The sequence below is a fragment of the Pseudomonas sp. 91RF genome, assembly GCF_003576265.1.
In the GTDB taxonomy this organism is placed as follows: Bacteria; Pseudomonadota; Gammaproteobacteria; order Pseudomonadales; family Pseudomonadaceae; genus Aquipseudomonas; species Aquipseudomonas kribbensis.
On the sequence record NZ_QWFC01000051.1, the window covers coordinates 1 to 25,011 of the forward strand.

Below are 25,011 nucleotides of genomic sequence, written 5' to 3' on the forward strand. Positions count from 1 at the left end.
ATTTCAACGTCACGGAATTTAGTAGTTTTTGCGTCAGTCACGAAAAAGACTCCTCAGCGATCAATTCAAACCAACCCTGGCGATGGGCAAGCGGCTTGTGCGCTTCAATGCGCGACAAGCGAATCAGTGGACGTGATGCTTGGTTTCTTTCAACTCGTATGCATACGTCTTTACTTGTACATACAAGCATATGCAATTGAACGGCCAACTTATGAAGAAGCTGTCCGACAAAACCAGCGGACATCGCTGAGGAGGCCGAAATCACGGGCCATCGAGTGATTGAATTTTTTTCGAAGGGGCGCTTTTTGAAAGCAGAGAGGCTGTTACAGGAGCGTGGCATTGCACCGCGCTGGGGTGTTCGGTAACAAAAAGTGGGAAACATCCCACAGTCAGGAGACCCAATGAGTCTCCAGGCTGTGATCGTCTATTGCGGCGTGTGGATAACTTATTCCACCGTCACCGACTTGGCCAGGTTGCGCGGCTGGTCCACGTCAGTGCCCTTGAGCACAGCAACGTAGTACGACAGCAATTGCAGCGGGATGGTGTAGAGGATCGGCGACAGGATGTCGTGGATGTGCGGCATCTGCACCACGTGGGTGCCTTCGCCGTTGGTCATTCCGGCCTTCTCGTCAGCGAACACGATCAGTTCACCGCCACGGGCACGGACTTCCTGCAGGTTGGACTTTAGCTTCTCCAGCAGTTCGTTGTTCGGCGCAACGGTGACCACCGGCATGTCGTTATCCACAAGCGCCAGCGGACCATGCTTCAGTTCGCCGGCAGGATAGGCTTCGGCGTGGATGTAAGAGATTTCCTTGAGTTTCAGGGCCCCTTCCATCGCGACCGGGTATTGCGCGCCACGCCCGAGGAACAGGGTGTGGTTCTTGTCGGCGAACAGTTCGGCGATCTTTTCCACGGTGCTGTCCATGGCCAGCGCTTCGCCCAGACGGGTCGGCAGGCGACGCAGTTCTTCGACCAGCGTGGCTTCAACGTCTTTGCCCAGCGTGCCGCGCACCTGGCCCAGAGACAGAGTCAGCAACAGCAGGCCAACCAGTTGCGTGGTGAACGCCTTGGTCGAGGCCACACCAATTTCGCGACCGGCCTGGGTCAGCAGGGTCAGGTCGGATTCGCGCACCAGCGAACTGATGCCGACGTTGCAGATCGCCAGGCTGCCCAGGAAACCCAGCTCTTTGGCGTTGCGCAGTGCGGCCAGGGTGTCGGCGGTTTCGCCGGACTGGGAAATGGTGACGAACAGCGTGTCCGGCTGTACCACCACCTTGCGGTAGCGGAACTCACTGGCGACTTCGACCTGGCACGGAATCCCGGCCAGCTCTTCGAGCCAGTAACGGGCAACCATGCCGGCGTGATAACTGGTGCCGCAGGCGACGATCTGTACGTTGCGCACTTTGGCGAACAGTTCGGCAGCTTGCGGGCCGAACGCCTGCACCAGCACCTGGTTCGGGCTGAGACGACCTTCCAGCGTGCGTTGCACCACGGACGGCTGCTCGTGGATTTCCTTGAGCATGTAGTGGCGGAACTCGCCCTTGTCGGCGGCTTCGGCACCGTCGGTGTATTGCACGGTCTGGCGCTCGACGGCTTTGCCGGTCACGTCCCAGATCTGCACCTTGTCACGCTGGATCTCGGCGATATCGCCCTCTTCCAGGTACATGAAACGGTCAGTGACCTGACGCAGTGCCAACTGGTCGGAAGCCAGGAAGTTCTCGCCCAGACCCAGGCCGATCACCAGCGGGCTGCCGCTGCGGGCAGCGACCAGTCGATCCGGCTGCAGCGCGTGGATGACCGCCAGACCGTAAGCGCCATGCAGATCCTTGACCGTTGCCTTCAGCGCGTCGGTCAGGTCCGGCAGGTTCTTGAGTTTTTCGGTCAGCAGGTGCGCGATGACTTCGGTGTCTGTGTCAGAAGAGAACACGTAACCCTGCGCCTTGAGCTGTTCGCGCAGCGCTTCATGGTTTTCGATGATGCCGTTGTGCACCACTGCGACATTGCCGGAAAAATGCGGGTGAGCATTACGTTCGCTCGGCGCACCGTGGGTTGCCCAACGGGTGTGGGCAATGCCGAGGCGGCCAACCAGCGGGTGTTCCGCCAGGGCCGCGTCCAGTTCGCTGACCTTGCCCACACGACGGGTGCGCTCCAGCGTGCCGTCATTGGTGTACACCGCGACACCGGCACTGTCATAACCCCGGTATTCGAGGCGCTTTAGGCCTTCGACCAGGATGGCGGTGATATTACGTTCAGCTACCGCGCCGACAATTCCACACATGCTTATTTCTCCTGACTGACCGTCGCGCAAATCAAATTGATACCGCGAGCCTGAATCTGATCCCGTGCCTCCTGCGGCAGGCGATCATCGGTGATTAGGGTATGGACGCTGCTCCATGGCAGCTCCAGGTTTGGAATCTTGCGGCCGATCTTGTCGGCCTCGACCATCACGATCACTTCCCGCGCCACTTCCGCCATCACCCGGCTCAAACCGAGCAACTCATTGAAGGTGGTGGTTCCACGCACCAGATCGATGCCGTCGGCACCGATAAACAACTGATCGAAGTCGTAAGAGCGTAGTACCTGCTCGGCGACCTGGCCCTGAAAGGATTCCGAATGGGGATCCCAGGTGCCGCCGGTCATGAGCAGGACAGGTTCATGTTCGAGTTCGCTCAAGGCGTTGGCGACGTGCAGGGAGTTGGTCATCACCACCAGCCCCGGCTGCTGGCCAAGCTCGGGAATCATCGCGGCGGTGGTGCTGCCGCTGTCGATGATGATGCGGGCGTGCTCGCGTATACGGGTGACCGCAGCGCGGGCAACCGCCTGTTTGTACTTGGAAACGTTCTGACTGACATCGGCCACCAGTTCCTGGGGCATGGTGATCGCTCCGCCATAACGGCGCAGCAGCAGACCATGACTTTCCAGCGCCGCCAGATCCTTGCGAATCGTAACTTCCGAGGTTTCGAAACGCTTGGCGAGCTCGTCAACACTGACTTCGCCCTGCTCGTTGAGCAAGGCCAGTATGTTGTGGCGACGTTGGGGTGTATTGCGTTTCGACATGGCTTGATAAGTTTCGATTCGAAAGATAACGGAAGCAATCAAAACCTATCGACGCAAAGTCGTCAAGCCGGGGATGAAAAAAATCGCTGCCCAAGGGCAGCGATCCTTTTGATTGAAGCGCTGTGGATAACTCAGCTCTTCTGGATTTTCTCCGGCCGCTTCCAGCCATCGATGTTCTTCTGTCGAGCGCGACCGACGGCCAGTTGGGCGTTATCCACATTCTGAGTGATGGTCGAACCGGCTGCGGTAGTTGCACCGGCAGAGATATCCACAGGCGCCACCAGCGAGTTGTTGGAGCCGATGAACACGTCTTCACCCAAAACGGTTTTCCACTTGTTGGCGCCATCGTAGTTGCAGGTGATGGTGCCGGCGCCGATGTTGGTACGGGCACCGATCTCGGCATCGCCCAGATAAGTCAGGTGTCCGGCCTTGGCGCCTTCCCCCATGCGGGCATTCTTCAGTTCGACGAAGTTACCCACATGGGCGCGAGCTTCCAGTACGGTGCCCGGACGCAAGCGCGCAAACGGGCCGGCATCGCTGCCTTCACCGAGCACTGCGCCTTCGATATGAGTATTGGCCTTGATGACAACGCCCTTGCGCAGGGTGCTGTCCTTGATCACGCAGTTCGGGCCGATCACCACGTCATCCTCGATGACCACTTTACCTTCGAGAATGACGTTGATGTCGATCAGCACGTCGCGACCGACGGTCACTTCGCCACGCACATCAAAGCGGGCCGGATCACGCAGAGTCACGCCCTGCGCCATCAAGCGACGGCCTGCGCGCAACTGATAGTGGCGCTCCAGCTCGGACAGTTGCTTGCGATCGTTGGCGCCCTGCACTTCCATCGGATCGTGGGGCTGCTCGGTCGCGACCACCAGGCCATCACCGACCGCCATTTCGATCACATCGGTCAGGTAATACTCACCTTGGGCGTTGTTGTTCGACAGGCGGCTCATCCAGTCAGCCAGATGGCTGGCAGGCACGGCGAGAATGCCGGTATTGCCTTCGGTGATCGCGCGTTGTGCTTCGCTGGCGTCCTTGTGCTCGACAATGGCCGCGACCTTGCCGCTTGCGTCACGCACGATGCGGCCGTAGCCAGTCGGGTCGTCCAGTTCGACGGTGAGCAATCCCATCTGACCGGGAACGACATGCTTGAGCAGGCGCTGCAGGGTTTCGACTTCGATCAACGGCACGTCACCGTAGAGAATCAGAACGGTGTCGGCGGTAATGAACGGCACAGCCTGGGCGGTGGCATGACCGGTGCCCAATTGCTTGTCCTGCAACACGAAATTGAGATCATCGGCGGCCAGGCGCTCGCGCACGACATCGGCGCCATGACCGATGACCACGTGAATGCGCTGTGGATCGAGTTGACGGGCACTGTGGATAACATGGCCGAGCATGGAGTTGCCGGCTACCGGGTGCAGCACTTTCGGCAATGCCGAACGCATGCGGGTGCCTTGGCCGGCCGCGAGGATAACGATTTCAAGAGACATGACTGGCTACCAATCCTGGGTGGTCAGCAACTGCGACCGGGTTTGTAGAATTCTGAAAAGAAAAAAGGGTAGCCGAGGCTACCCTTTTTTATCAATCGCACAACAAGTGGCTGACGGATTAACCGCCAAACTTCTTGCGGATCTGCTGGACGGTGCGCAGCTGAGCTGCAGCCTCGGCCAGACGTGCGGACGCAGCTCCGTAGTCGAAATCTGCGCTCTTCTCATGCAGAGCAGCTTCGGCAGCCTTGAGAGCTGCCTGAGCCTGAGCTTCATCCAGGTCGGCGGCACGTTGCACGGTATCGGCAAGCACCTTGACCATGTTCGGCTGAACCTCGAGGAAACCACCGGAGATGTAGAACACCTCGGCTTCCCCGCCTTGCTTGATCAGGCGGATCGGACCCGGCTTGAGATTCGTGATCAGCGGCGCGTGACCCAGAGCGATACCAAGATCACCCAGAGCACCGTGCGCAATCACCATCTCGACCAGGCCGGAAAAGATTTCTCCTTCCGCGCTGACGATATCGCAATGGACTGTCATAGCCATCTGATTGCCTCAACCTAAATGAGCGCCCGTTGCCGGGCGCCGGGATTACAGTTTCTTGGCTTTCTCGATCGCTTCTTCGATGCCGCCGACCATGTAGAACGCTTGTTCTGGCAGGTGGTCGTAGTCACCGTTGAGGATGCCTTTGAAGCCAGCAATGGTGTCTTTCAGGGAAACGTATTTACCCGAAGCACCGGTGAAGACTTCAGCCACGAAGAACGGCTGCGACAAGAAGCGCTGGATCTTACGAGCACGGTTTACCAACTGCTTGTCGGCTTCCGACAGCTCGTCCATACCCAGGATCGCGATGATGTCCTTCAGCTCTTTGTAACGCTGCAGCACGTACTGAACGCCGCGAGCGGTCTCGTAGTGATCGTTGCCGATCACGTTCGGGTCCAGCTGACGCGAGGTCGAGTCCAGTGGGTCTACCGCCGGGTAGATACCCAGGGAAGCGATGTCACGGGACAGAACGACGGTGGCGTCCAGGTGAGCAAACGTGGTCGCTGGCGACGGGTCAGTCAAGTCGTCCGCTGGTACGTATACGGCCTGGATCGAAGTAATCGAACCTTGCTTGGTCGAAGTGATGCGCTCTTGCAGCACGCCCATCTCTTCAGCCAGGGTCGGCTGGTAACCTACTGCCGAAGGCATACGGCCCAGCAGTGCGGATACTTCGGTACCGGCCAGGGTGTAACGATAGATGTTGTCGACGAACAGCAGAACGTCGTTACCTTCGTCACGGAACTTCTCGGCCATGGTCAGACCGGTCAGCGCTACGCGCAGACGGTTTCCCGGTGGCTCGTTCATCTGACCGTAGACCAGCGCTACCTTGTCGAGAACGTTGGAGTCCTTCATCTCGTGGTAGAAGTCGTTACCCTCACGAGTACGCTCACCCACACCGGCGAACACGGAATAACCGCTGTGCTCGATGGCGATGTTACGGATCAGTTCCATCATGTTTACGGTCTTGCCTACACCGGCACCACCGAACAGACCGACTTTACCGCCCTTGGCGAACGGGCAAACCAGGTCGATAACCTTGATGCCGGTTTCCAGCAGCTCGTTGCCGCCAGCTTGTTCCGCGAAGGAAGGAGCGGCGCGGTGGATACCCCAGCGCTCTTCTTCGCCGATCGGGCCAGCTTCGTCGATCGGGTTGCCCAGTACGTCCATGATCCGGCCCAGAGTCGCTTTACCGACCGGTACGGAGATGGCTGCGCCAGTGTTGTTGACGTCCAGACCGCGCTTCAAGCCTTCGGTGGAGCCCATCGCAATGGTACGAACCACGCCGTCGCCCAGCTGCTGCTGAACTTCCAGAGTGGTTTCGGCGCCTTGAACCTTCAAGGCGTCGTAGATGCTCGGTACGCTGTCGCGTGGAAATTCCACGTCGATAACGGCGCCGATGATTTGAACGATACGTCCGCTACTCATAGCTGGATCCTCTGAATATTTGAACCGTTAAACCGCGGCAGCGCCGCCGACGATTTCCGAGATCTCTTGGGTGATCGCAGCCTGACGCGCCTTGTTGTAGATCAGCTGCAAATCGCTGATCAAATCACCGGCGTTGTCGGTAGCGTTCTTCATCGCGATCATCCGCGCAGCTTGTTCGGCCGCGTTGTTCTCGACCACCGCCTGGTACACCTGCGACTCCACGTAACGCACCATCAAGCCGTCAAGCAGCTCTTTGGCGTCTGGTTCGTAGAGGTAGTCCCAGTGGTGCTTGAGATCCTGATCCGGGGTCGCTACCAGTGGAATCAACTGCTCCACGGTAGGCTGTTGCGTCATGGTGTTGATGAACTTGTTGGATACCACGGACAGGCGGTCAATACGGCCGTCCAGATAGGCATCCAGCATCACCTTGACGCTGCCGATCAGATCATTGATCGACGGCTCTTCACCCAGGTGGCTGATAGCTGCAACGACGTTACCGCCGAAGTTGCGGAAAAAGGCCGCACCCTTGCTACCAACGACACACAGATCAATCTCGACGCCGTTTTCGCGGTTTACCGCCATGTCCTTGACCAGGGCCTTGAACAGGTTGGTGTTCAAGCCGCCGCACAGACCACGGTCACTGCTCACCACGACATAACCGACACGCTTGATGGCGCGGTCGATCATGAACGGATGGCGGTATTCCGGGTTGGCGTTGGCCAGATGCCCAATTACCTGGCGGATACGCTCCGCATAAGGACGGCTAGCAGCCATACGCATTTGTGCCTTGCGCATTTTGCTGACCGCCACTTTTTCCATGGCGCTGGTAATTTTTTGCGTGCTTTTGATGCTCGCAATCTTACTGCGAATCTCTTTTGCGCCTGCCATGTAACACCTATCAGGTTAGCAAGCGGGAGCCTTGCGGCTCCCGCTGCGGCTTACCAGGTTTGGGTGGCCTTGAACTTCTCGATACCGGCTTTCAGGCCAGCGTCGATTTCGTCATTGAAGTCACCTTTAACGTTGATCTTCGCCATCAAGTCGGCGTGATCGCGGTTGAAGAAAGCAATCAGCGCTTGTTCGAAGCTGCCGATCTTGGCGATTTCAATGTCAGTCAGGAACCCACGCTCAGCGGCATACAGCGACAGCGCCATGTCGGCGATCGACATAGGTGCGTATTGCTTCTGCTTCATCAGCTCGGTAACGCGCTGACCATGCTCAAGTTGCTTGCGGGTCGCTTCGTCCAGGTCAGAAGCGAACTGGGCGAATGCCGCCAGTTCACGATACTGAGCCAGAGCGGTACGGATACCACCGGACAGCTTCTTGATGATCTTGGTCTGAGCGGCACCACCCACACGGGATACCGAAACACCGGCGTTCACTGCAGGGCGGATGCCCGAGTTGAACATGGCCGATTCCAGGAAGATCTGACCGTCGGTGATGGAAATCACGTTGGTCGGAACGAACGCGGAAACGTCGCCAGCCTGGGTTTCGATGATCGGCAGTGCGGTCAGGGAACCGGTTTTGCCGGTCACTGCGCCGTTGGTGAACTTCTCTACGTACTCTTCCGAAACGCGGGATGCGCGCTCCAGCAGACGGGAGTGGAGATAGAACACGTCGCCTGGGTAAGCTTCACGGCCTGGTGGACGGCGCAGCAGCAGGGAAATCTGGCGGTAAGCCACTGCTTGCTTGGACAGATCGTCATAAACGATCAGCGCGTCTTCACCGCGGTCACGGAAGAATTCGCCCATGGTGCAACCGGAGTACGGAGCCAGGAACTGCAGTGCTGCAGATTCCGAAGCGCTCGCTGCAACGATGATGGTGTTAGCCAGTGCACCGTTTTCTTCCAGCTTGCGAACCACGTTGGCAATGGTCGATTGCTTCTGACCGATTGCCACGTAGACGCAGAAAATGCCGCTGTCTTTCTGATTGATGATCGCGTCGATCGCCAGAGCGGTCTTACCGATCTGACGGTCACCGATGATCAGCTCACGCTGGCCACGGCCGACAGGGATCATGGCATCGACAGCCTTGTAGCCAGTCTGTACAGGCTGGTCTACCGACTTACGCCAGATCACGCCCGGAGCAACTTTCTCGACCGCGTCGGTCTCGGTGTTGCCCAGTGGACCTTTGCCGTCAACAGGGTTACCCAGTGCGTCGACAACGCGACCCAGCAGTTCCTTACCAACCGGAACTTCGAGGATGCGGCCGGTGCACTTGGCGCTCATGCCTTCAGCCAGAGTCGTGTATGCGCCCAGTACAACGGCACCTACGGAGTCTTGCTCCAGGTTGAGGGCCATACCGTAGACGCCGCCCGGAAACTCGATCATCTCGCCGTACATGACGTCGGCCAGACCGTGAATCCGCACGATACCGTCAGATACGCTGACGACAGTGCCTTCGTTACGGGCTTGGGAGGTCACATCGAGTTTTTCGATGCGGCCCTTGATAATTTCACTTATTTCGGAAGGATTGAGTTGCTGCATTGCTCTGCTGCCCCTTCAAACTCAAGATTTCAATGCTTCGGCAAGTTTCGCGATTTTGCCGCGAATCGAGCCATCGATAACCAGGTCGCCGGCGCGGATAACGACACCACCTATGAGGGCAGCATCCTCCGCAACTTGCAGGCGCACTTCCCGGTTGAGTCGTGCACTGAGAACCTTGGCGAGTTTGTCTTGCTGTTCTTGGTTCAATGCAAAAGCACTGGTCACTTCAACGTCTACCGATTTCTCTTGTTCGGCCTTGTACAGGTCGAAAAGAGCAGCGATCTCCGGCAGAAGCGGGAGACGGTCGTTTTCGGCAACGACATTGATGAAGTTCTGTGCCATGGCATCAAACTTGTCGCCGCACACGTCAATGAACGTGGCGGCCTTTTCTGCGCTCGTCAGTCGCGGGGCCTTGAGCACGCGCTGCATGGTGTCGTCTTGCGACACCGCTGCAGCCAGGCCGAGCATGGCTGACCAATTGGCCAGTTGCTGGTGGGCCTGAGCGTGCTCGAAGGCCGCCTTAGCGTAAGGTCGGGCCAACGTGGTCAGTTCTGCCATGATCGCCCTCGCTTAGATTTCAGCAGCCAGTTGGTTAACCAGCTCTGCGTGCGCGTTTTGATCGATTGTGGCACCCAGGATCTTCTCGGCGCCGCCGACAGCCAGCAAGCCCACTTGGGCGCGCAGCTTGTCTTTGACACTGTTCAGTTCCTGTTCGATCTCGGCTTGAGCCTGAACCTTCACACGGTCAGCGTCGACACGGGCCTTTTCAACGGCCTCTTCGACAATCTGGTTACCGCGTTTCTTGGCTTGCTCGATGATTTCAGCTGCCTGAGCTTTCGCTTCGCGCAGTTGCTGACCCGCTTTCTCTTGGGCCAACTCCAGGTCGCGAGCTGCACGGCTGGCAGCGTCCAGACCATCAGCGATCTTCTTTTGACGTTCGTGCAGAGCTGCGATGACCGGAGGCCATACGAACTTCATGCAGAACAGTACAAAAATCAGGAACGCAACGGACTGGCCAATCAGGGTCGCATTAATGTTCACGCCAACACCTCGCAGTTACGTTGTCCATCACACCAAATCACTCGGAAAGTCCGAATGATTAGCCAGCGATTTGACCAACGAACGGGTTCGCAAAGGTGAAGAACAGAGCGATACCAACACCGATCATGGTTACGGCGTCGAGCAGACCGGCAACGATGAACATTTTAACTTGCAGCATTGGAACCATTTCTGGCTGACGCGCTGCGCCTTCCAGGAACTTGCCGCCCAGCAGGCCGAAACCAATTGCGGTACCCAGTGCGCCCAGGCCGATCAACAGTGCAACAGCGATAGCGGTTAGACCAACTACAGTTTCCATCTTTCCTCCCGACTTTTACGTCGTATGGTTTAGGTTTTTTAGATTAAAGCGGTAAAACAAATCGTTTCATGGTGCCCCGTGAGGAGCCCCTCCCCGTTTTACCGGGAAGGACATCAGACTAGTCGAGACTGGTCTTAATGGTTTTCTTCGTGCGCCATCGACAGGTAGACGATGGTCAGCATCATGAAGATGAACGCCTGCAGGGTGATGATCAGGATGTGGAACACAGCCCACGCCCACTGCAGGACAACGCCCAGGCCGCTCAGCCAGAGCAGGCCGCTGCCGAACATCACAGCGATCAGGATGAACACCAGCTCGCCGGCATACATGTTGCCGAACAGACGCAGAGCCAGAGAGATCGGTTTGGCGATCAGGGTCACGAATTCCAGCAGGAAGTTCACCGGGATCAGCAGGGCCTGAACGAAGATGTTCTTGCTGCCGAACGGGTGCAGGGTCAGCTCGCCGATGAAGCCGCCGAGGCCCTTGACCTTGATGCTATAGAAAATGATCAGTGCGAAAACCGAGAACGCCATGCCCAGGGTCGCGTTCGGGTCGGTAGTCGACACGGCACGGAACGGGATGTGGTGGTCGCCGGAGATCAGAATGGCCAGCTGAGGAATCCAGTCGACCGGTACCAGGTCGACGGCGTTCATCAGGAACACCCAGACGAAGATGGTCAGTGCCAGCGGTGCGATCACCGGGCTACGGCCATGGAAGCTGTCTTTCACGCTGCCATCGACGAATTCGACCAGGACTTCAACGAAGTTCTGCAGTGCACCTGGCTGACCGGAAGTCGCCTTCTTGGCCGCCATGCGGAAAAGAATGACGAAAATCAGACCCAGTGCGACCGACCAGCCGAGGGTATCGACGTGGAAAGCCCAGAAGCCCATTTCCTTGGCTTCTGCTGCGGAGTGGGCAAAGCCCCAGCCGCCGTTGGGTAGCTGACCGAAGGTCAGGTTCTGCAAGTGGTGCTGGATATAGCCCGAAGCGGTTGTTTCTGCCATGGTTGCCTCAAACGCCCTAAGGTCTCGAAAGTCTTGTTCTCATCAGCAGGGGAGCGAACCAGCTGACCGACTGAGTCAGCACGAAGGCGCCGAATACAGCGATCGGCGCCAGTGGCTTCACACCTGCAAACACCAGTGCAAACAGCACTGCCGTCAAAATCAGTTTGCCTGCCTCGCCGGCATAGAAAGACCGGACGATGGACTGGGCTGCTCGGGCGCCGGAAAACCGAAATGCCTTGTGAGCGAAATAAACATTGGGCAGCAAGGCTATCAGGCCTCCGCAAAGTCCCGAGTATCCGGCAACGACTCCGTGCCATTGCCAGAGCGCCAAAGCGGCAATGAGCAAAATGACAAATTGAGCCATCAACACCGGAAAAACCGCCAGGCGATGGAACGGCAGGCGGTTTGGCTTGCGGGTTTCCATCACTATTGCTCTCCAATGGTCGGCTGCCGAAATTCAATAACTTGGCATAATTTGTGCCGACAAAATGCGCGCAGAGTATAGGGGCGGTTCTGCCCCTATTCAACTGTCAGGTAGTGATTTCCGACTGCGCGCTACAAGAGGAATTGTTTCAGCGGATGTGTGCAAGCACACCCTGAAGCTCATCGAGGGAGTTGTAACCGATCACCAACTGACCCTTTCCTTTCTTCCCGTGGCGGATCTGCACCGCAGAGCCTAGGCGCTCGGCCAGACGCTGCTCGAGGCGGGCGATATCCGGGTCGGGTTTGGCAGGCTCGACAGGCTCGGGTTTGCCACTCAGCCACTGGCGAACCAGTGCCTCAGTCTGGCGCACGGTGAGGCCGCGTGCGACAACATGTCGCGCCCCTTCAACCTGCTGATTGTCCGGCAGACCGAGCAATGCACGGGCATGGCCCATTTCCAGGTCGCCGTGGGACAGCATGGTCTTGATGACTTCCGGCAGCGCAATCAGGCGCAAGAGGTTGGCCACCGTGACGCGGGACTTACCCACAGCCTCGGCCACCTGTTGCTGGGTGAGCTGGAATTCCTGCTGCAGGCGCTGCAGGGCCACCGCTTCTTCGATCGGGTTCAGGTCTTCACGCTGGATGTTCTCGATCAGAGCAATGGCGATCGCGGTTTCATCCGGCACATCACGGACCATGGCCGGGATGGTTTCCTGCCCGGCCTGCTGGCTGGCACGCCAGCGGCGCTCACCGGCGATGATTTCAAAACGGCCACCGCCAATCGGGCGAACCACGATCGGCTGCATCACGCCCTGAGTCTTGATCGACTGCGCCAGCTCTTCCAGCGCCTGCGGATCCATGTCCCGGCGCGGCTGATACTTGCCGCGTTGCAGCAGGTCCAGCGGCAGGTGCTGCAACTCACGGCTGTCAGCCTGCGCCGCCTGTTCTTCCAGCGAGCTGACAGTCGGACCGCTCAGCAGTGCATCCAGTCCTCGTCCGAGACCTCGTTTCTTGACGGCCATGGGGATTCCTTAAGTTGGCTGGGCAGCGGCGATGCGTGAATTTTTGCGCTGACGGCGAACCATCTCGCCCGCCAGGGCCAGATAGGCCAGCGCGCCACGGGATTGCTTGTCATAGGCCAGCGCCGGCATGCCGTAGCTCGGGGCTTCGGCCAGACGGATGTTGCGCGGGATGACGGTGTCGTACAGCTGATCGCCGAAGTGTTCCTTGAGCTGGGCCGATACATCGTTCATCAGGCTCAGACGCGGGTCATACATAGTCCGCAGCAGGCCTTCGACTTTCAGGTTCGGGTTCAGCAGTTCGGCGATGCGCTTGATGTTATCCACAAGGTCGCTCAAACCTTCGAGCGCAAAGTACTCGCACTGCATGGGGATAATGACCCCGTCAGCCGCGACCAGTGCGTTCAATGTGAGCATCGACAGCGAGGGCGGGCAGTCGATCAGAATGTAATCGTAGTTTTCCCGGATCGGCGCCAGCGCGCTGCGCAGACGGCTTTCCTTCATCTGCATTTCCAGCAGCACCACTTCGGCCGCCGTCAGGTCACGGTTGGCCGGCAGCAGTTGATAACCGCCGTGCTCCGAGAAGTGCATGGCCTGGGCCAGATCGCATTCGCCGATCAGCAGGTCGTAGACCGAGTTTTCCAGGCCATGTTTATCCACACCGCTACCCATGGTGGCGTTGCCCTGTGGATCGAGATCGATCAACAGCACCCGGCGCTTGGTCGCGACCAGGGATGCTGCGAGGTTGATGCAGGTGGTGGTCTTGCCCACACCACCCTTCTGGTTCGCTATCGCGAATACCTTAGCCATTCTTGCTTGTGTTCCCAATCATGCCGTGCGGCGCAGTATCAGCAGATGGCGTTGGCCTTGGCAACCGGGTACGGCCAGGGCGTGTTCGCTATCGAGTTTGAAGTCTGCCGGCAATGCTACCAGCTCATCGGCCGGATGAACGCCCTTCATTGCCAGCCAGCGCGTATCGGCATCGCCGAGGTGGCGAGTCCAGTTGGTGAAGTTCTCCATGCTGCTGAATGCCCGGGAAATGATCCCGTTGAATGGCTGTGCAGGCTGGAACGCTTCGACGCGACTGTGGATAACTTGCAGGTTGTCCAGTTTGAGTTCGAGTTTGACCTGAGTCAGGAAGCGGGTTTTCTTGCCGTTGCTGTCCAGGCAAGTCACCTGCGAGTCGGGATACAGGATCGCCAGAGGGATCCCCGGCATGCCACCACCACTGCCGACATCCAACCAGCGGCCGTTTTCGATGAACGACATGACGCTGAGGCTATCGAGCAAATGACGGGAAACCATTTCGTCCGGATCGCGGACGGCGGTCAGGTTGTAGGCCTGGTTCCATTTGATCAACAGGGCCAGATAACCCAGCAGCAGTTCGTGCTGGGTTTCAGTGAGGTTGACACCGAGCTCGCGGGCTCCTGTGGATAACTCTTCGGCGTGTTGCGAAGTGACCTTAGAACTCAAGCGCTTTGCTCCAACTGACGGCCCGCGCCGCGTTTTTTCAAATGAATCATCAACAGCGAAATCGCTGCCGGGGTCACACCCGGGATCCGCGAAGCCTGACCCAGCGTCTCGGGACGCGTGGCACCCAGCTTGCTCTGGATCTCCTTGGAGAGACCGGAAATGTTGGTGTAATCAATATCCACAGGCAGTTTCGTGTCTTCGCTTGCACGCAGACGGGCGATTTCATCCTGTTGACGGTCGATGTAACCGGCGTATTTGGTCTTGATCTCCACCTGTTCGGCGACCTGTGGATCTTCTGCGCCCTGCCCGGTCACTTCGACCAGACCAGCGTAGTCGATTTCCGGACGGCTCAAGAGATTGAGCAAGTTGTATTCGTGAGTCAGTGGCGTGCCGAATTTTTCCGCAATCGCATCGCCCTGCGGAGTGCCCGGGCGAACCCAGGTGCTCTTCAGGCGCTGCTCTTCGAGTTCGATGTTTTCGCGCTTCTTGCAGAACGCCGCCCAACGCGCGTCATCGACCAGACCCAGTTCGCGACCTTTTTCGGTCAGACGCAGGTCGGCGTTGTCCTCACGCAGGATCAGGCGGTACTCGGCACGGGACGTGAACATGCGGTACGGCTCTTGGGTACCGAGGGTGATCAGGTCGTCGACCAATACCCCGATGTACGCTTCATCTCGACGCGGGCACCAGGCTTCTTTGCCTTTCGCACGCAGTGCGGCGTTGGTCCCGGCAAGCAGACCCTGGGCGCCGGCTTCTTCGTAACCGGTGGTGCCGTTGATCTGGCCGGCAAAGAACAGACCGCCGATGACTTTGGTTTCCAGGCTGTACTTCAGGTCGCGCGGGTCGAAGTAGTCGTACTCGATCGCATAACCCGGACGCACGATGTGCGCGTTTTCCATGCCGCGAATCGATTGCACAATCTGCAATTGCACGTCGAACGGCAGGCTTGTGGATATCCCGTTCGGATACAGCTCATGGGTGGTCAGGCCTTCCGGCTCGATGAACACCTGATGGCTTTCCTTGTCGGCAAAGCGGTGAATCTTGTCTTCGATCGACGGGCAATAACGCGGACCGATGCCTTCGATCTCGCCAGCAGCGGAATACATCGGCGAACGGTCGAGGTTCGCGGCAATGATTTCGTGGGTACGGGCGTTGGTGTGGGTGATCCAGCAACTGACTTGCCGCGGATGTTGTTCCTTGTTGCCCATGAACGACATCACCGGGATCGGCGTATCACCTGGTTGTTCGGTCATCACCGAAAAATCCACAGACTTGCCGTCGATACGCGGTGGAGTACCGGTTTTCAGGCGACCGACACGCAGCGGCAGTTCACGCAGACGGTGCGCCAGGGCAATCGAAGGCGGATCACCGGCGCGTCCGCCGGAAAAATTCTGCAAACCAATGTGGATAAGTCCGCCCAGGAACGTACCGGTGGTCAACACAACGGAATCGGCGAAGAAGCGCAGACCCATTTGCGTGACGACGCCGCGTACTTGTTCCTGCTCGACGATCAGGTCGTCGGCGGCTTGTTGAAATATCCACAGGTTCGGCTGGTTTTCCAGAATTTCGCGGACAGCCGCCTTGTAAAGAATCCGGTCGGCTTGTGCACGGGTTGCACGTACGGCCGGGCCTTTACGGCTGTTCAATACACGAAACTGGATACCACCCAGATCGGTAGCAATGGCCATCGCGCCGCCGAGGGCGTCGATTTCCTTGACCAGATGACTTTTACCAATGCCGCCGATGGCCGGGTTGCAACTCATGGCACCGAGGGTTTCCACGTTGTGCGTCAGCAGAAGGGTTTTTGCACCCATGCGTGCTGAGGCCAGTGCTGCCTCGGTACCGGCATGACCGCCGCCGATGACGATCACTTCAAAACGGGAAGGGAAATCCACCACGCACCTCGTGCCTGCTTAAGTAGGTAATTCAGGAATAGTTTGAGATCAGGTTTCTGGACCTGGTCGACAAGTATAGGGACTTCGCCCTTCCTAAAGAACCCTTTGCACAAAATTTAACCAGCTGTGGAGAACTCGCGGTTAAAAGAATAAAAAAGAGAGAAATTTATAAAACCTTTGTTTTAAAGCTTATTCTTACTGCCCGTGATTTCTGTGGATAGATTGCTACAGGCCTTTATTTTCAATATGTACAGAGATTCAAAACCCTGTGCCCATGTGACCATGAGGCCCTTGGATAACCGGTGTAAGCCTGTGGATGAATGGGGCTGTTATCCACAGAGGCAGTTATGTTCAGTTTTCAGACCCTGTTATCAACTGCCCTCAGCGGCAGTTATTCACAGGGCTTAATCCACAGAAATCGGATGAATGAGCATGCTGCGGACACGGGAAATCCGCTCAGGGAGAGGGAATCTGTCCGGCACTGGAAGGGAATGAATGCGAAGAGGAGAAACAGACAGGCCGCGAATGGACCTGTCTGTGGACAACAGAAGGGTTATTTACCGATGCAGAAGCTGGAAAAGATGCGTCCGAGCAGATCATCGGAGCTGAATGCACCGGTAATTTCCCCGAGGGACTGCTGAGCCTGACGCAGATCTTCCGCCAACAGTTCACCGGCACCCGCCAGAGTCAGCTGTGCACGACCGTGTTCCAGGGCCGCGCTGGCATGACGCAGTGCTTCCAGGTGGCGGCGGCGTGCGCTGAAGCTGCTTTCCGAGGTCTGCTCGTAACCCATGCAGGCCTTCAGGTGATCGCGAAGCAGATCCAGACCTTCGCCGGCAGCCTTGGCACTCAGGCTGATGGTGACGTGGCCATCGTCGCTGACTTCCAGGGCAATCGCTTCACCGGTGAGATCCGCTTTATTGCGAATCAGGGTGACCTTTGCCGGATCTGGTCGGGTTTCAAGGAATTCAGGCCATAACGCGAATGGATCTGCAGCTTCCGGTGCGGTGGCATCGACCACCAACAGCACCCGATCGGCTTCGCCAATGGCTTTCAACGCACGTTCGACGCCGATCTTTTCCACATGGTCATCGGTATCACGCAAACCGGCGGTGTCTACGACATGCAGCGGCATGCCATCGATGTGGATATGTTCACGCAGGATATCCCGGGTCGTGCCGGCGATTTCCGTCACGATGGCGGCTTCTCGCCCGGCCAGTGCATTCAACAGGCTGGATTTGCCGGCATTCGGACGACCGGCAATCACCACCGTCATACCATCACGCAGCAGCGCACCCTGCCCGGCTTCACGCAGTACGGTGGATAACTCGTCGCGTACCTTGTCGAGCATGCTCAATACATGGCCATCGGCGAGGAAGTCGATCTCTTCTTCCGGGAAATCGATGGCTGCCTCAACGTAAATCCTCAGACCGATCAGTTGTTCGGTAAGGTTATGCACACGTTGGGAAAACGCGCCCTGCAAGGAACGCAAGGCATTGCGTGCAGCCTGGGCAGAACTGGCTTCGATCAGGTCGGCAATGGCCTCGGCCTGGGCCAGGTCGAGTTTGTCATTGAGGAAGGCGCGTTCGCTGAATTCCCCCGGACGGGCCAGACGGCAACCCAGTTCCAGACAACGCTTGAGCAACATGTCGAGGACGATCGGGCCGCCGTGGCCCTGCAGTTCCAGCACATCTTCACCGGTGAACGAGTTCGGTCCGGGGAAATACAGTGCCAGACCTTCATCGAGCACCTGTTGATCGTCACTGAAGAAGGGCCCGTAGTGGGCAAATCGGGGTTTCAGCTCGCGGCCGCTGATGGCCTTGGCTGCAACGCTGGCCAGCGGCCCGGAAATTCTGACGATGCCCACGCCGCCACGACCCTGGGCGGTAGCGACGGCTGCGATGGTTTCACGAGGTGCGCTCATAAACCGATATCCAGACAAAAATGGCAGATAGCAAAACGCCCCACTAGGGGGCGTTTTGAGTGGTGTTATCCACAGAGTAAGTTACGCCTCGGCTTTTTTCGTCGCCGCTTCGATCTTACGCGTGATGTACCACTGTTGGGCAATCGACAGGCAGTTGTTCACAACCCAGTACAGCACCAGACCAGCCGGGAACCACAGGAAGAAGAAGGTGAAGATGATTGGCATCATTTTCATGACCTTCGCTTGCATCGGATCCGGAGGAGTCGGGTTCAGACGCTGCTGGATGAACATGGTCGCGCCCATGATGATCGGCAGGATGAAGAACGGATCCTTGATCGACAGGTCGGTAATCCACAGCATGAACGGCGCCTGGCGCATTTCCACGCTTTCCAGCAGAACCCAGTACAGGGAAAGGAATACCGGCATCTGCACCAGGATCGGCAAGCAGCCACCCAGCGGATTGATCTTCTCTTTCTTGTACAGCTCCATCATGGCTTGCGACATTTTCTGCCGGTCATCGCCATGTTGCTCTTTCAGTGCAGCCAGTTTCGGAGCCACGGCGCGCATGCGGGCCATCGACTTGTAGCTGGCGGCCGACAGCGGGAAGAAAATCCCTTTGATCAGCATGGTCAGGAAGATGATCGACCAGCCCCAGTTGCCGACAATGGCGTGGATATGTTGCAGCAGCCAGAAGATCGGCTGGGCAATGAACCACAGAATGCCGTAGTCGACGGTCAGTTCCAGACCTGGGGACAACTCTTTCAGTACCGCCTGGCTTTTCGGACCGGCGTACAGAACAGCGCTGGTCTCGACTTTTGCACCCGGTGCAGCGGTCAGCGAAGGACCGGTGTAACCGATGATGTAGTTGCCTTTGCTGTCTTTACGGGTCTGGACGATGTTGTTTTCGCCCTTCGGAGCAACCCATGCAGTCACGAAGTAGTGTTGCAGCCAGGCTACCCAGCCACCGGTCACGGTTTCCTTGAGCTGACCTTTGTCCATGTCTTTCATGGACACTTTCTTGTACGGCTCGGAACTTGTCCACAGGGCAGCGCCCAGGTAAGTCGCGGTGCCGGTAGCCGTGGTCGACGAAGGATCGGCGCTTGCATCGCGTTTCAGCTGGGCAAACATCGAACCGGACCAAGGCTGAGCGCTCTGGTTGTCGATCAGATAAGTGACGGTCACGTCATACAGGCCACGTTTCAGGGTGAAACGCTTGATGTAATTGACGCCGTCCTTGCTGAACTTCAGGTCGACGACCAATTGGTCCTGACCGTCAGCCAGTTGATAAGTCTTCTTCTCCGAGGAGTAGATCGGACGACCGGCCGGGCTGGCGTCCGGGCCGTTGGTGCCGATCAGACCGCTTTGCGCCAGGTAAGTACGCTCGCCGCCGTTGTCGAACAGCTGGAACGGAACGTCCGGACGATCCTGACGACGCGGATACAGCGGCAAGGTCAGTTGGGCAACATCGCCACCCTGTGGATCGATCGACAGATCGAGCACGTCGGTTTTGATCTGGATCAGATCCTTGCTGGCGGCGACCGGCGTTTCGGCAGGTGCGCTGGTATCGCTTGCGGCGCGCGGAATATCGTCACTGGCTGCAGCGTTATTGCCAGTGGCGGTGTCCGGCAAACCGGATGTAGTCGTACTGGAAGCAACATTCTGAGTCGGCAGGGCAGCCTGACCATAGTCCTGGTTCCATTTAAGAACCATGACGTAGGACACGATTGCCAGGGCGACGATCAGGATCGTGCGTTTGATATCCATGATTACTCGGCCATCGAAGAAGAACGGGAGGTAGGGATAGGTGGAACCGGGTCATAACCACCGGGATTCCACGGATGACAGCGACCTAAACGACGAAAGGTCAGCCAGCCACCGCGCAGAAGGCCATGATTTTCGATGGCTTCATACGCGTAGCAAGAACAACTGGGGTAGAAACGACAGTGACTGGCCATCAGGGGACTAATGGCGTAGCGGTAAAACTGGATCGGAACGAGTGCCAGTTTACGCATCTGGACTGTCTACCCCTACAGTTTCGGTTTTGACTGCTGGTACCGGCTTGTTGCGTGCCAGACGCTTCCAGAGTTTGCCGAAATGCTGAATCAATTCGGGGTTTTCTACATCACCCAAACCTTTGCGCGCGACGATAACGATGTCCCAGCCGACCAGTGAATCCTGGTGCAGGCGAAACGATTCGCGCATCAGACGTTTGAGGCGATTGCGCTCAACGGAAAGCTTTACGCTCTTTTTCCCGATAACCAGTCCAAGACGGGGGTGATCGAGATCGTTGTTGCGTGCAAGGAGCAGGAGATTTTTCCCCGGAACCTTGCCGGTAGGGGAGTCAAAGACTGCCTTGAAATGCCGGGGAGTAAGCAGACGCTTTTCCCGACTGAAGTCCTGACTCACCTCCAGTGCCGGATTATCAAACTGCCAGACGTGCGCGGCCTTTGGCGCGACGACGCGACAGTACGGCACGACCGTTCTTGGTAGCCATGCGAGCACGGAAACCGTGGGTACGAGCGCGTTTGATAGTGCTTGGTTGGAAAGTACGTTTCATGTCGTGTTACCTGGTTCGTCCACAACGGGCCGGAATGGCCCCCGTTTTAAGAGACCGGGGATTCTAGAGAAAGCAAGTCCATAGGTCAATTTCCAACCAACGTTTCCTTATAAATAGATCTCTGGTGCCCGCAGGCTCGAAACCTTGTTCGCCAGACATAAAAATAGAGAAGGGAATTATTTAAAGCTTTTCTGTAAAGCTTGTAAAAGCTAGGACCGCCACCTTCTGTGGATAACTGGTCTGAGGCCTTGTGGAGCTTGATGTACAGAGAATGACAACTACGCTGGAAAACAGTGTTCAGCCTGTGCTGCGCTGTCGGATAACCTGTGTGTGGAAAGTGAGGTTATCCACAGGGGACTTGTCCACCGAGTTTCGCCCGCAGTTGTCCAGTGCTCTCAGCTACGGTTATCCACAGAGCTTATTCACACACCGTCGGTCGCTTTTTCACCAGATAAGGCATTGATAAATCATGTCCACCGGGCCACCTGCATGTGGATAAGTGAACGCCCCGCCGCTACAATGGCCGCTTGTTTTTGCCTCACCGGCTTTCAACTTAGGGGATTTCCGTGTCAGTGGAACTTTGGCAGCAGTGCGTGGAGCTTTTGCGCGAAGAGCTGCCAGCCCAACAATTCAACACCTGGATCCGTCCATTACAGGTCGAAGCCGAAGGCGACGAGTTGCGTGTCTACGCACCGAACCGTTTTGTTCTGGACTGGGTCAACGAAAAGTACCTGGGGCGCGTCCTTGAACTGCTGGATGAGCATGGCAACGGCCTGGCGCCGTCGCTCTCCTTATTAATAGGCAGCAAGCGCAGTTCTGCACCGCGTGCCGCGCCGAATGCACCGTTGGCCGCCGCTGCTGCATCCCTGGCTCAGGCCAATGCCGCACCCGTCAGCGCTCCGGCACCAGCACCGGCTCCGACCCCGGCCAAGCGTGTGACGCAGAAAACCGAGGAAGTCAGCGAAGAGCCGTCCCGTGACAGTTTCGATCCGATGGCCGGTGCGGCTTCGCAGCAAGCGCCAGTGCGTGCCGAACAGCGCACCGTGCAGGTCGAAGGCGCGCTCAAGCACACCAGCTACCTGAACCGCACCTTTACCTTCGAGAACTTCGTCGAAGGTAAATCCAACCAGCTCGCCCGTGCGGCGGCCTGGCAAGTGGCAGACAACCCCAAGCACGGCTACAACCCGCTCTTCCTTTATGGCGGCGTCGGTCTGGGTAAAACGCACTTGATGCACGCGGTGGGTAACCATCTGTTAAAGAAGAATCCGAATGCCAAGGTCGTGTACCTGCATTCCGAGCGTTTCGTGGCCGACATGGTCAAGGCGCTGCAACTGAACGCGATCAACGAGTTCAAGCGGTTCTACCGTTCGGTGGACGCCCTGCTGATCGACGACATTCAGTTCTTCGCCCGCAAGGAGCGTTCCCAGGAAGAGTTTTTCCACACCTTCAACGCCCTGCTTGAAGGTGGCCAGCAGGTCATTCTCACCAGTGACCGCTACCCGAAAGAAATCGAAGGCCTTGAAGAACGCCTCAAATCCCGCTTCGGCTGGGGCCTGACGGTTGCCGTCGAGCCGCCGGAGCTGGAAACCCGCGTGGCCATCTTGATGAAGAAGGCCGACCAGGCCAAAGTCGAGTTGCCACACGATGCCGCGTTCTTCATTGCCCAGCGCATTCGTTCCAACGTCCGTGAGCTGGAAGGCGCGTTGAAACGCGTGATCGCCCACTCGCACTTCATGGGCCGCGACATCACCATCGAGCTGATTCGCGAATCCCTGAAAGACCTGTTGGCATTGCAGGACAAACTGGTCTCTGTGGATAACATTCAGCGCACGGTCGCCGAGTACTACAAGATCAAGATCTCCGACTTGCTGTCCAAGCGCCGTTCGCGCTCGGTCGCTCGCCCGCGTCAGGTCGCCATGGCTCTGTCCAAGGAACTGACCAACCACAGTCTGCCGGAAATCGGTGATGTGTTTGGCGGTCGCGACCATACGACGGTGTTGCATGCCTGCCGCAAGATCAACGAACTTAAGGAATCCGACGCGGATATCCGCGAGGACTACAAGAACCTGCTGCGTACTCTGACCACTTGATGAACACCAGCGCAGCTTATTAAGGCAAGGGACTAGACCATGCATTTCACCATTCAACGCGAAGCCCTGTTGAAACCCCTGCAACTGGTCGCAGGCGTCGTCGAGCGCCGACAGACCTTGCCGGTACTCTCCAACGTGCTGCTGGTCGTCGATGGCCAGCAACTGTCGCTGACCGGTACCGACCTGGAAGTCGAGCTGGTCGGTCGCGTGCAACTCGAAGAGCCGGCTGAAACAGGTTCAATCACCGTGCCCGCGCGCAAGCTGATGGATATCTGCAAGAGCTTGCCGAACGATGCGCTGATCGACATCAAGGTCGACGAGCAGAAGCTGGTAGTGAAGGCCGGCCGTAGCCGCTTCACCCTGTCGACCCTGCCGGCCAATGACTTCCCGACGGTGGAAGAAGGCCCTGGCTCGCTGACTACCAGCCTGGATCAGAGCAAGCTGCGTCGCCTGATCGAGCGCACCAGTTTCGCCATGGCCCAGCAGGACGTGCGTTACTACCTCAACGGCATGTTGCTGGAAGTGTCCACCGGTGTGATTCGTGCCGTGGCTACCGACGGTCACCGTCTGGCGATGTGCTCGATGCAGGCCGACATCGGTCAGCAGGATCGTCACCAGGTGATCGTGCCGCGCAAAGGTATTCTTGAGTTGGCTCGTCTGCTCACCGAGCCGGACGGCAACGTCAGCATCGTACTGGGTCAACACCACATCCGTGCGACCACCGGCGAATTCACCTTCACTTCGAAGCTGGTCGACGGCAAGTTCCCTGACTACGAGCGCGTTCTGCCGAAGGGCGGCGACAAGCTGGTATTGGGCGACCGCCAGGCGCTGCGCGAAGCGTTCAGCCGTACTGCGATTCTGTCCAACGAGAAGTACCGCGGCATTCGTCTGCAACTGGCCAGCGGTCAGCTGAAAATCCAGGCGAACAACCCGGAGCAGGAAGAAGCGGAAGAAGAAGTAGGCGTGGAATACAGCGGCGGCTCCCTGGAAATCGGCTTCAACGTGAGCTATCTGCTCGACGTACTGGGCGTGATGACCACCGAGCAGGTTCGTCTGATCCTGTCCGACTCCAACAGCAGTGCGCTGGTGCAAGAGTCCGACAACGACGATTCGGCTTACGTTGTCATGCCGATGCGTCTGTAATCAGCTGACTCTGGATGTCGCTAAGTCGCGTCTCGGTCACCGCGGTGCGCAATCTGCACCCGGTGACCTTCTCCCCTTCCCCCCGAATCAACATTCTTTACGGCGCCAACGGCAGCGGCAAAACCAGTGTTCTGGAAGCCATTCATCTGCTGGGGCTTGCCCGTTCGTTTCGTAGCACCCGGCTGTTGCCGGTCATCCAGTATGAGCAACTCGCCTGTACCGTATTCGGTCAGGTCGAGCTCGCCGAGGGCGGCCACAGCGCATTGGGGATATCTCGCGACCGTCAGGGCGAGTTCCAGATTCGCATCGACGGCCAGAATGCCCGCAGTGCCGCGCAACTGGCGGAGATTCTGCCGCTGCAGTTGATCAACCCCGACAGCTTCCGTCTGCTGGAAGGTGCGCCGAAGATCCGCCGACAGTTCCTGGACTGGGGCGTGTTCCACGTCGAACCGCGGTTCATGGCCACCTGGCAGCGTTTGCAGAAGGCCTTGCGCCAGAGAAACTCCTGGCTGCGGCATGGTACACTTGACGCCGTTTCGCAAGCGGTTTGGGACAGGGAACTGTGCCAGGCCAGCGCTGAAATCGATGAATACCGTCGCGCTTACATCAAAGCCTTGAAACCAGTCTTTGAACAAACCTTGAGCGAACTGGTTGAGCTCGAAGGTTTGACGCTCAGCTATTACCGAGGCTGGGACAAGGACCGGGAATTGAGTGCCGTGCTTGCCGGATCCCTGCAGCGGGACCAGCAGATGGGGCATACCCAGGCCGGACCGCAACGCGCTGACTTGCGTCTTAGATTGGGCGCGCACAATGCCGCGGACATCTTGTCCCGGGGTCAGCAAAAACTGGTGGTCTGTGCGTTGCGTATTGCCCAGGGGCATCTGGTGAGCCAGGCCCGACGCGGCCAGTGTATTTATCTGGTGGATGACTTGCCGTCCGAGCTGGACGATAGCCACCGTCGCGCGCTGTGCCGCTTGCTGGAAGACTTACGCTGCCAGGTCTTTATCACCTGTGTAGATCACGAATTATTGAGGGAAGGCTGGCAGACGGAAACGCCAGTCGCTCTGTTCCACGTGGAACAGGGCCGTATCACCCAGACCCACGACCATCGGGAGTGAAGG

Annotated in this window: 24 protein-coding genes; 3 read left to right on the forward strand and 21 right to left on the reverse strand. The window is 57.8% G+C overall.

Annotation, left to right across the window (positions count from 1 at the left end):
* Positions 1-445: 445 nt before the first annotated feature.
* The 21 genes from glmS to rpmH form a co-directional block, all read right to left on the reverse strand.
* Positions 446-2,278: a glutamine--fructose-6-phosphate transaminase (isomerizing) gene (gene glmS, locus DXT77_RS27245; RefSeq protein ID WP_085713103.1), complete on the reverse strand. Its 1,833-nt coding sequence runs from the start codon at positions 2,276-2,278 to the stop codon at positions 446-448.
* Positions 2,279-2,280: 2 nt separating this feature from the next.
* Positions 2,281-3,057, reverse strand: coding sequence for a DeoR/GlpR family DNA-binding transcription regulator (locus DXT77_RS27250; RefSeq protein ID WP_119429875.1), 777 nt, complete (start codon positions 3,055-3,057; stop codon positions 2,281-2,283).
* Between the two features lie 131 nt (positions 3,058-3,188).
* On the reverse strand, positions 3,189-4,556 hold the full coding sequence (gene glmU, locus DXT77_RS27255) for a bifunctional UDP-N-acetylglucosamine diphosphorylase/glucosamine-1-phosphate N-acetyltransferase GlmU (protein WP_119429876.1): 1,368 nt from the start codon (positions 4,554-4,556) through the stop codon (positions 3,189-3,191).
* A gap of 118 nt (positions 4,557-4,674) precedes the next feature.
* A complete protein-coding gene (locus tag DXT77_RS27260) occupies positions 4,675-5,100 on the reverse strand; it encodes a F0F1 ATP synthase subunit epsilon (protein WP_007954164.1) in 426 nt (141 codons plus the stop codon).
* Between the two features lie 45 nt (positions 5,101-5,145).
* Complete coding sequence (gene atpD / locus DXT77_RS27265) at positions 5,146-6,522, reverse strand: F0F1 ATP synthase subunit beta (protein WP_007954162.1); 1,377 nt, start codon at positions 6,520-6,522, stop codon at positions 5,146-5,148.
* Positions 6,523-6,549: 27 nt separating this feature from the next.
* Positions 6,550-7,410 (reverse strand): F0F1 ATP synthase subunit gamma, encoded by an 861-nt coding sequence (atpG, locus tag DXT77_RS27270; protein WP_008084419.1) that lies wholly within the window; start codon positions 7,408-7,410, stop codon positions 6,550-6,552.
* 50 nt (positions 7,411-7,460) lie between these two features.
* Positions 7,461-9,005 carry a F0F1 ATP synthase subunit alpha gene (gene atpA, locus DXT77_RS27275; protein WP_085606310.1) on the reverse strand — a complete coding sequence of 515 codons (1,545 nt, stop codon included), beginning with the start codon at positions 9,003-9,005 and terminating at the stop codon, positions 7,461-7,463.
* 21 nt (positions 9,006-9,026) lie between these two features.
* Positions 9,027-9,563: a F0F1 ATP synthase subunit delta gene (locus tag DXT77_RS27280; protein WP_119429877.1), complete on the reverse strand. Its 537-nt coding sequence runs from the start codon at positions 9,561-9,563 to the stop codon at positions 9,027-9,029.
* Positions 9,564-9,575: 12 nt separating this feature from the next.
* Positions 9,576-10,046 carry a F0F1 ATP synthase subunit B gene (locus DXT77_RS27285; protein WP_007954149.1) on the reverse strand — a complete coding sequence of 157 codons (471 nt, stop codon included), beginning with the start codon at positions 10,044-10,046 and terminating at the stop codon, positions 9,576-9,578.
* Between the two features lie 58 nt (positions 10,047-10,104).
* On the reverse strand, positions 10,105-10,362 hold the full coding sequence (gene atpE / locus DXT77_RS27290) for a F0F1 ATP synthase subunit C (RefSeq protein ID WP_003097235.1): 258 nt from the start codon (positions 10,360-10,362) through the stop codon (positions 10,105-10,107).
* A gap of 134 nt (positions 10,363-10,496) precedes the next feature.
* The gene (gene atpB / locus DXT77_RS27295) at positions 10,497-11,366 is read right to left on the reverse strand and encodes a F0F1 ATP synthase subunit A (RefSeq protein WP_085733904.1); all 870 of its coding nucleotides are present in this window, start codon (positions 11,364-11,366) and stop codon (positions 10,497-10,499) included.
* Positions 11,367-11,382: 16 nt separating this feature from the next.
* Positions 11,383-11,790, reverse strand: coding sequence for a F0F1 ATP synthase subunit I (locus DXT77_RS27300; RefSeq protein ID WP_003229783.1), 408 nt, complete (start codon positions 11,788-11,790; stop codon positions 11,383-11,385).
* 148 nt (positions 11,791-11,938) lie between these two features.
* Entirely contained in the window at positions 11,939-12,811 is an 873-nt protein-coding gene (locus tag DXT77_RS27305; RefSeq protein ID WP_085713100.1) for a ParB/RepB/Spo0J family partition protein, read from the reverse strand.
* A gap of 9 nt (positions 12,812-12,820) precedes the next feature.
* Complete coding sequence (locus tag DXT77_RS27310) at positions 12,821-13,618, reverse strand: ParA family protein (RefSeq protein ID WP_085713099.1); 798 nt, start codon at positions 13,616-13,618, stop codon at positions 12,821-12,823.
* A gap of 18 nt (positions 13,619-13,636) precedes the next feature.
* On the reverse strand, positions 13,637-14,281 hold the full coding sequence (gene rsmG / locus DXT77_RS27315; protein WP_007911906.1) for a 16S rRNA (guanine(527)-N(7))-methyltransferase RsmG: 645 nt from the start codon (positions 14,279-14,281) through the stop codon (positions 13,637-13,639).
* Positions 14,278-16,176 carry a tRNA uridine-5-carboxymethylaminomethyl(34) synthesis enzyme MnmG gene (gene mnmG, locus DXT77_RS27320; RefSeq protein ID WP_119429878.1) on the reverse strand — a complete coding sequence of 633 codons (1,899 nt, stop codon included), beginning with the start codon at positions 16,174-16,176 and terminating at the stop codon, positions 14,278-14,280. The genes rsmG and mnmG overlap by 4 nt, the downstream gene beginning before the upstream one ends.
* A gap of 553 nt (positions 16,177-16,729) precedes the next feature.
* On the reverse strand, positions 16,730-18,100 hold the full coding sequence (gene mnmE / locus DXT77_RS27330; protein WP_114886525.1) for a tRNA uridine-5-carboxymethylaminomethyl(34) synthesis GTPase MnmE: 1,371 nt from the start codon (positions 18,098-18,100) through the stop codon (positions 16,730-16,732).
* An 81-nt stretch (positions 18,101-18,181) separates the two neighbouring features.
* Positions 18,182-19,864: a membrane protein insertase YidC gene (gene yidC, locus DXT77_RS27335; protein ID WP_119429880.1), complete on the reverse strand. Its 1,683-nt coding sequence runs from the start codon at positions 19,862-19,864 to the stop codon at positions 18,182-18,184.
* A 2-nt stretch (positions 19,865-19,866) separates the two neighbouring features.
* Entirely contained in the window at positions 19,867-20,112 is a 246-nt protein-coding gene (gene yidD / locus DXT77_RS27340) for a membrane protein insertion efficiency factor YidD (protein ID WP_010465488.1), read from the reverse strand.
* A complete protein-coding gene (gene rnpA / locus DXT77_RS27345) occupies positions 20,105-20,506 on the reverse strand; it encodes a ribonuclease P protein component (protein WP_011336726.1) in 402 nt (133 codons plus the stop codon). The genes yidD and rnpA overlap by 8 nt, the downstream gene beginning before the upstream one ends.
* Positions 20,507-20,522: 16 nt before the next feature.
* Positions 20,523-20,657 carry a 50S ribosomal protein L34 gene (rpmH, locus tag DXT77_RS27350; RefSeq protein WP_003213577.1) on the reverse strand — a complete coding sequence of 45 codons (135 nt, stop codon included), beginning with the start codon at positions 20,655-20,657 and terminating at the stop codon, positions 20,523-20,525.
* A 566-nt stretch (positions 20,658-21,223) separates the two neighbouring features.
* Between rpmH and dnaA the strand changes: the two genes are divergently transcribed.
* The 3 genes from dnaA to recF are packed head-to-tail and all read left to right on the forward strand — an operon-like array spanning position 21,224 to position 25,008.
* A complete protein-coding gene (gene dnaA / locus DXT77_RS27355; RefSeq protein WP_119429881.1) occupies positions 21,224-22,747 on the forward strand; it encodes a chromosomal replication initiator protein DnaA in 1,524 nt (507 codons plus the stop codon).
* 39 nt (positions 22,748-22,786) lie between these two features.
* Positions 22,787-23,890 (forward strand): DNA polymerase III subunit beta, encoded by a 1,104-nt coding sequence (gene dnaN / locus DXT77_RS27360; RefSeq protein WP_119429882.1) that lies wholly within the window; start codon positions 22,787-22,789, stop codon positions 23,888-23,890.
* A 14-nt stretch (positions 23,891-23,904) separates the two neighbouring features.
* Entirely contained in the window at positions 23,905-25,008 is a 1,104-nt protein-coding gene (recF, locus tag DXT77_RS27365; protein ID WP_119429883.1) for a DNA replication/repair protein RecF, read from the forward strand.
* The last annotated feature ends 3 nt before the right edge of the window (positions 25,009-25,011 follow it).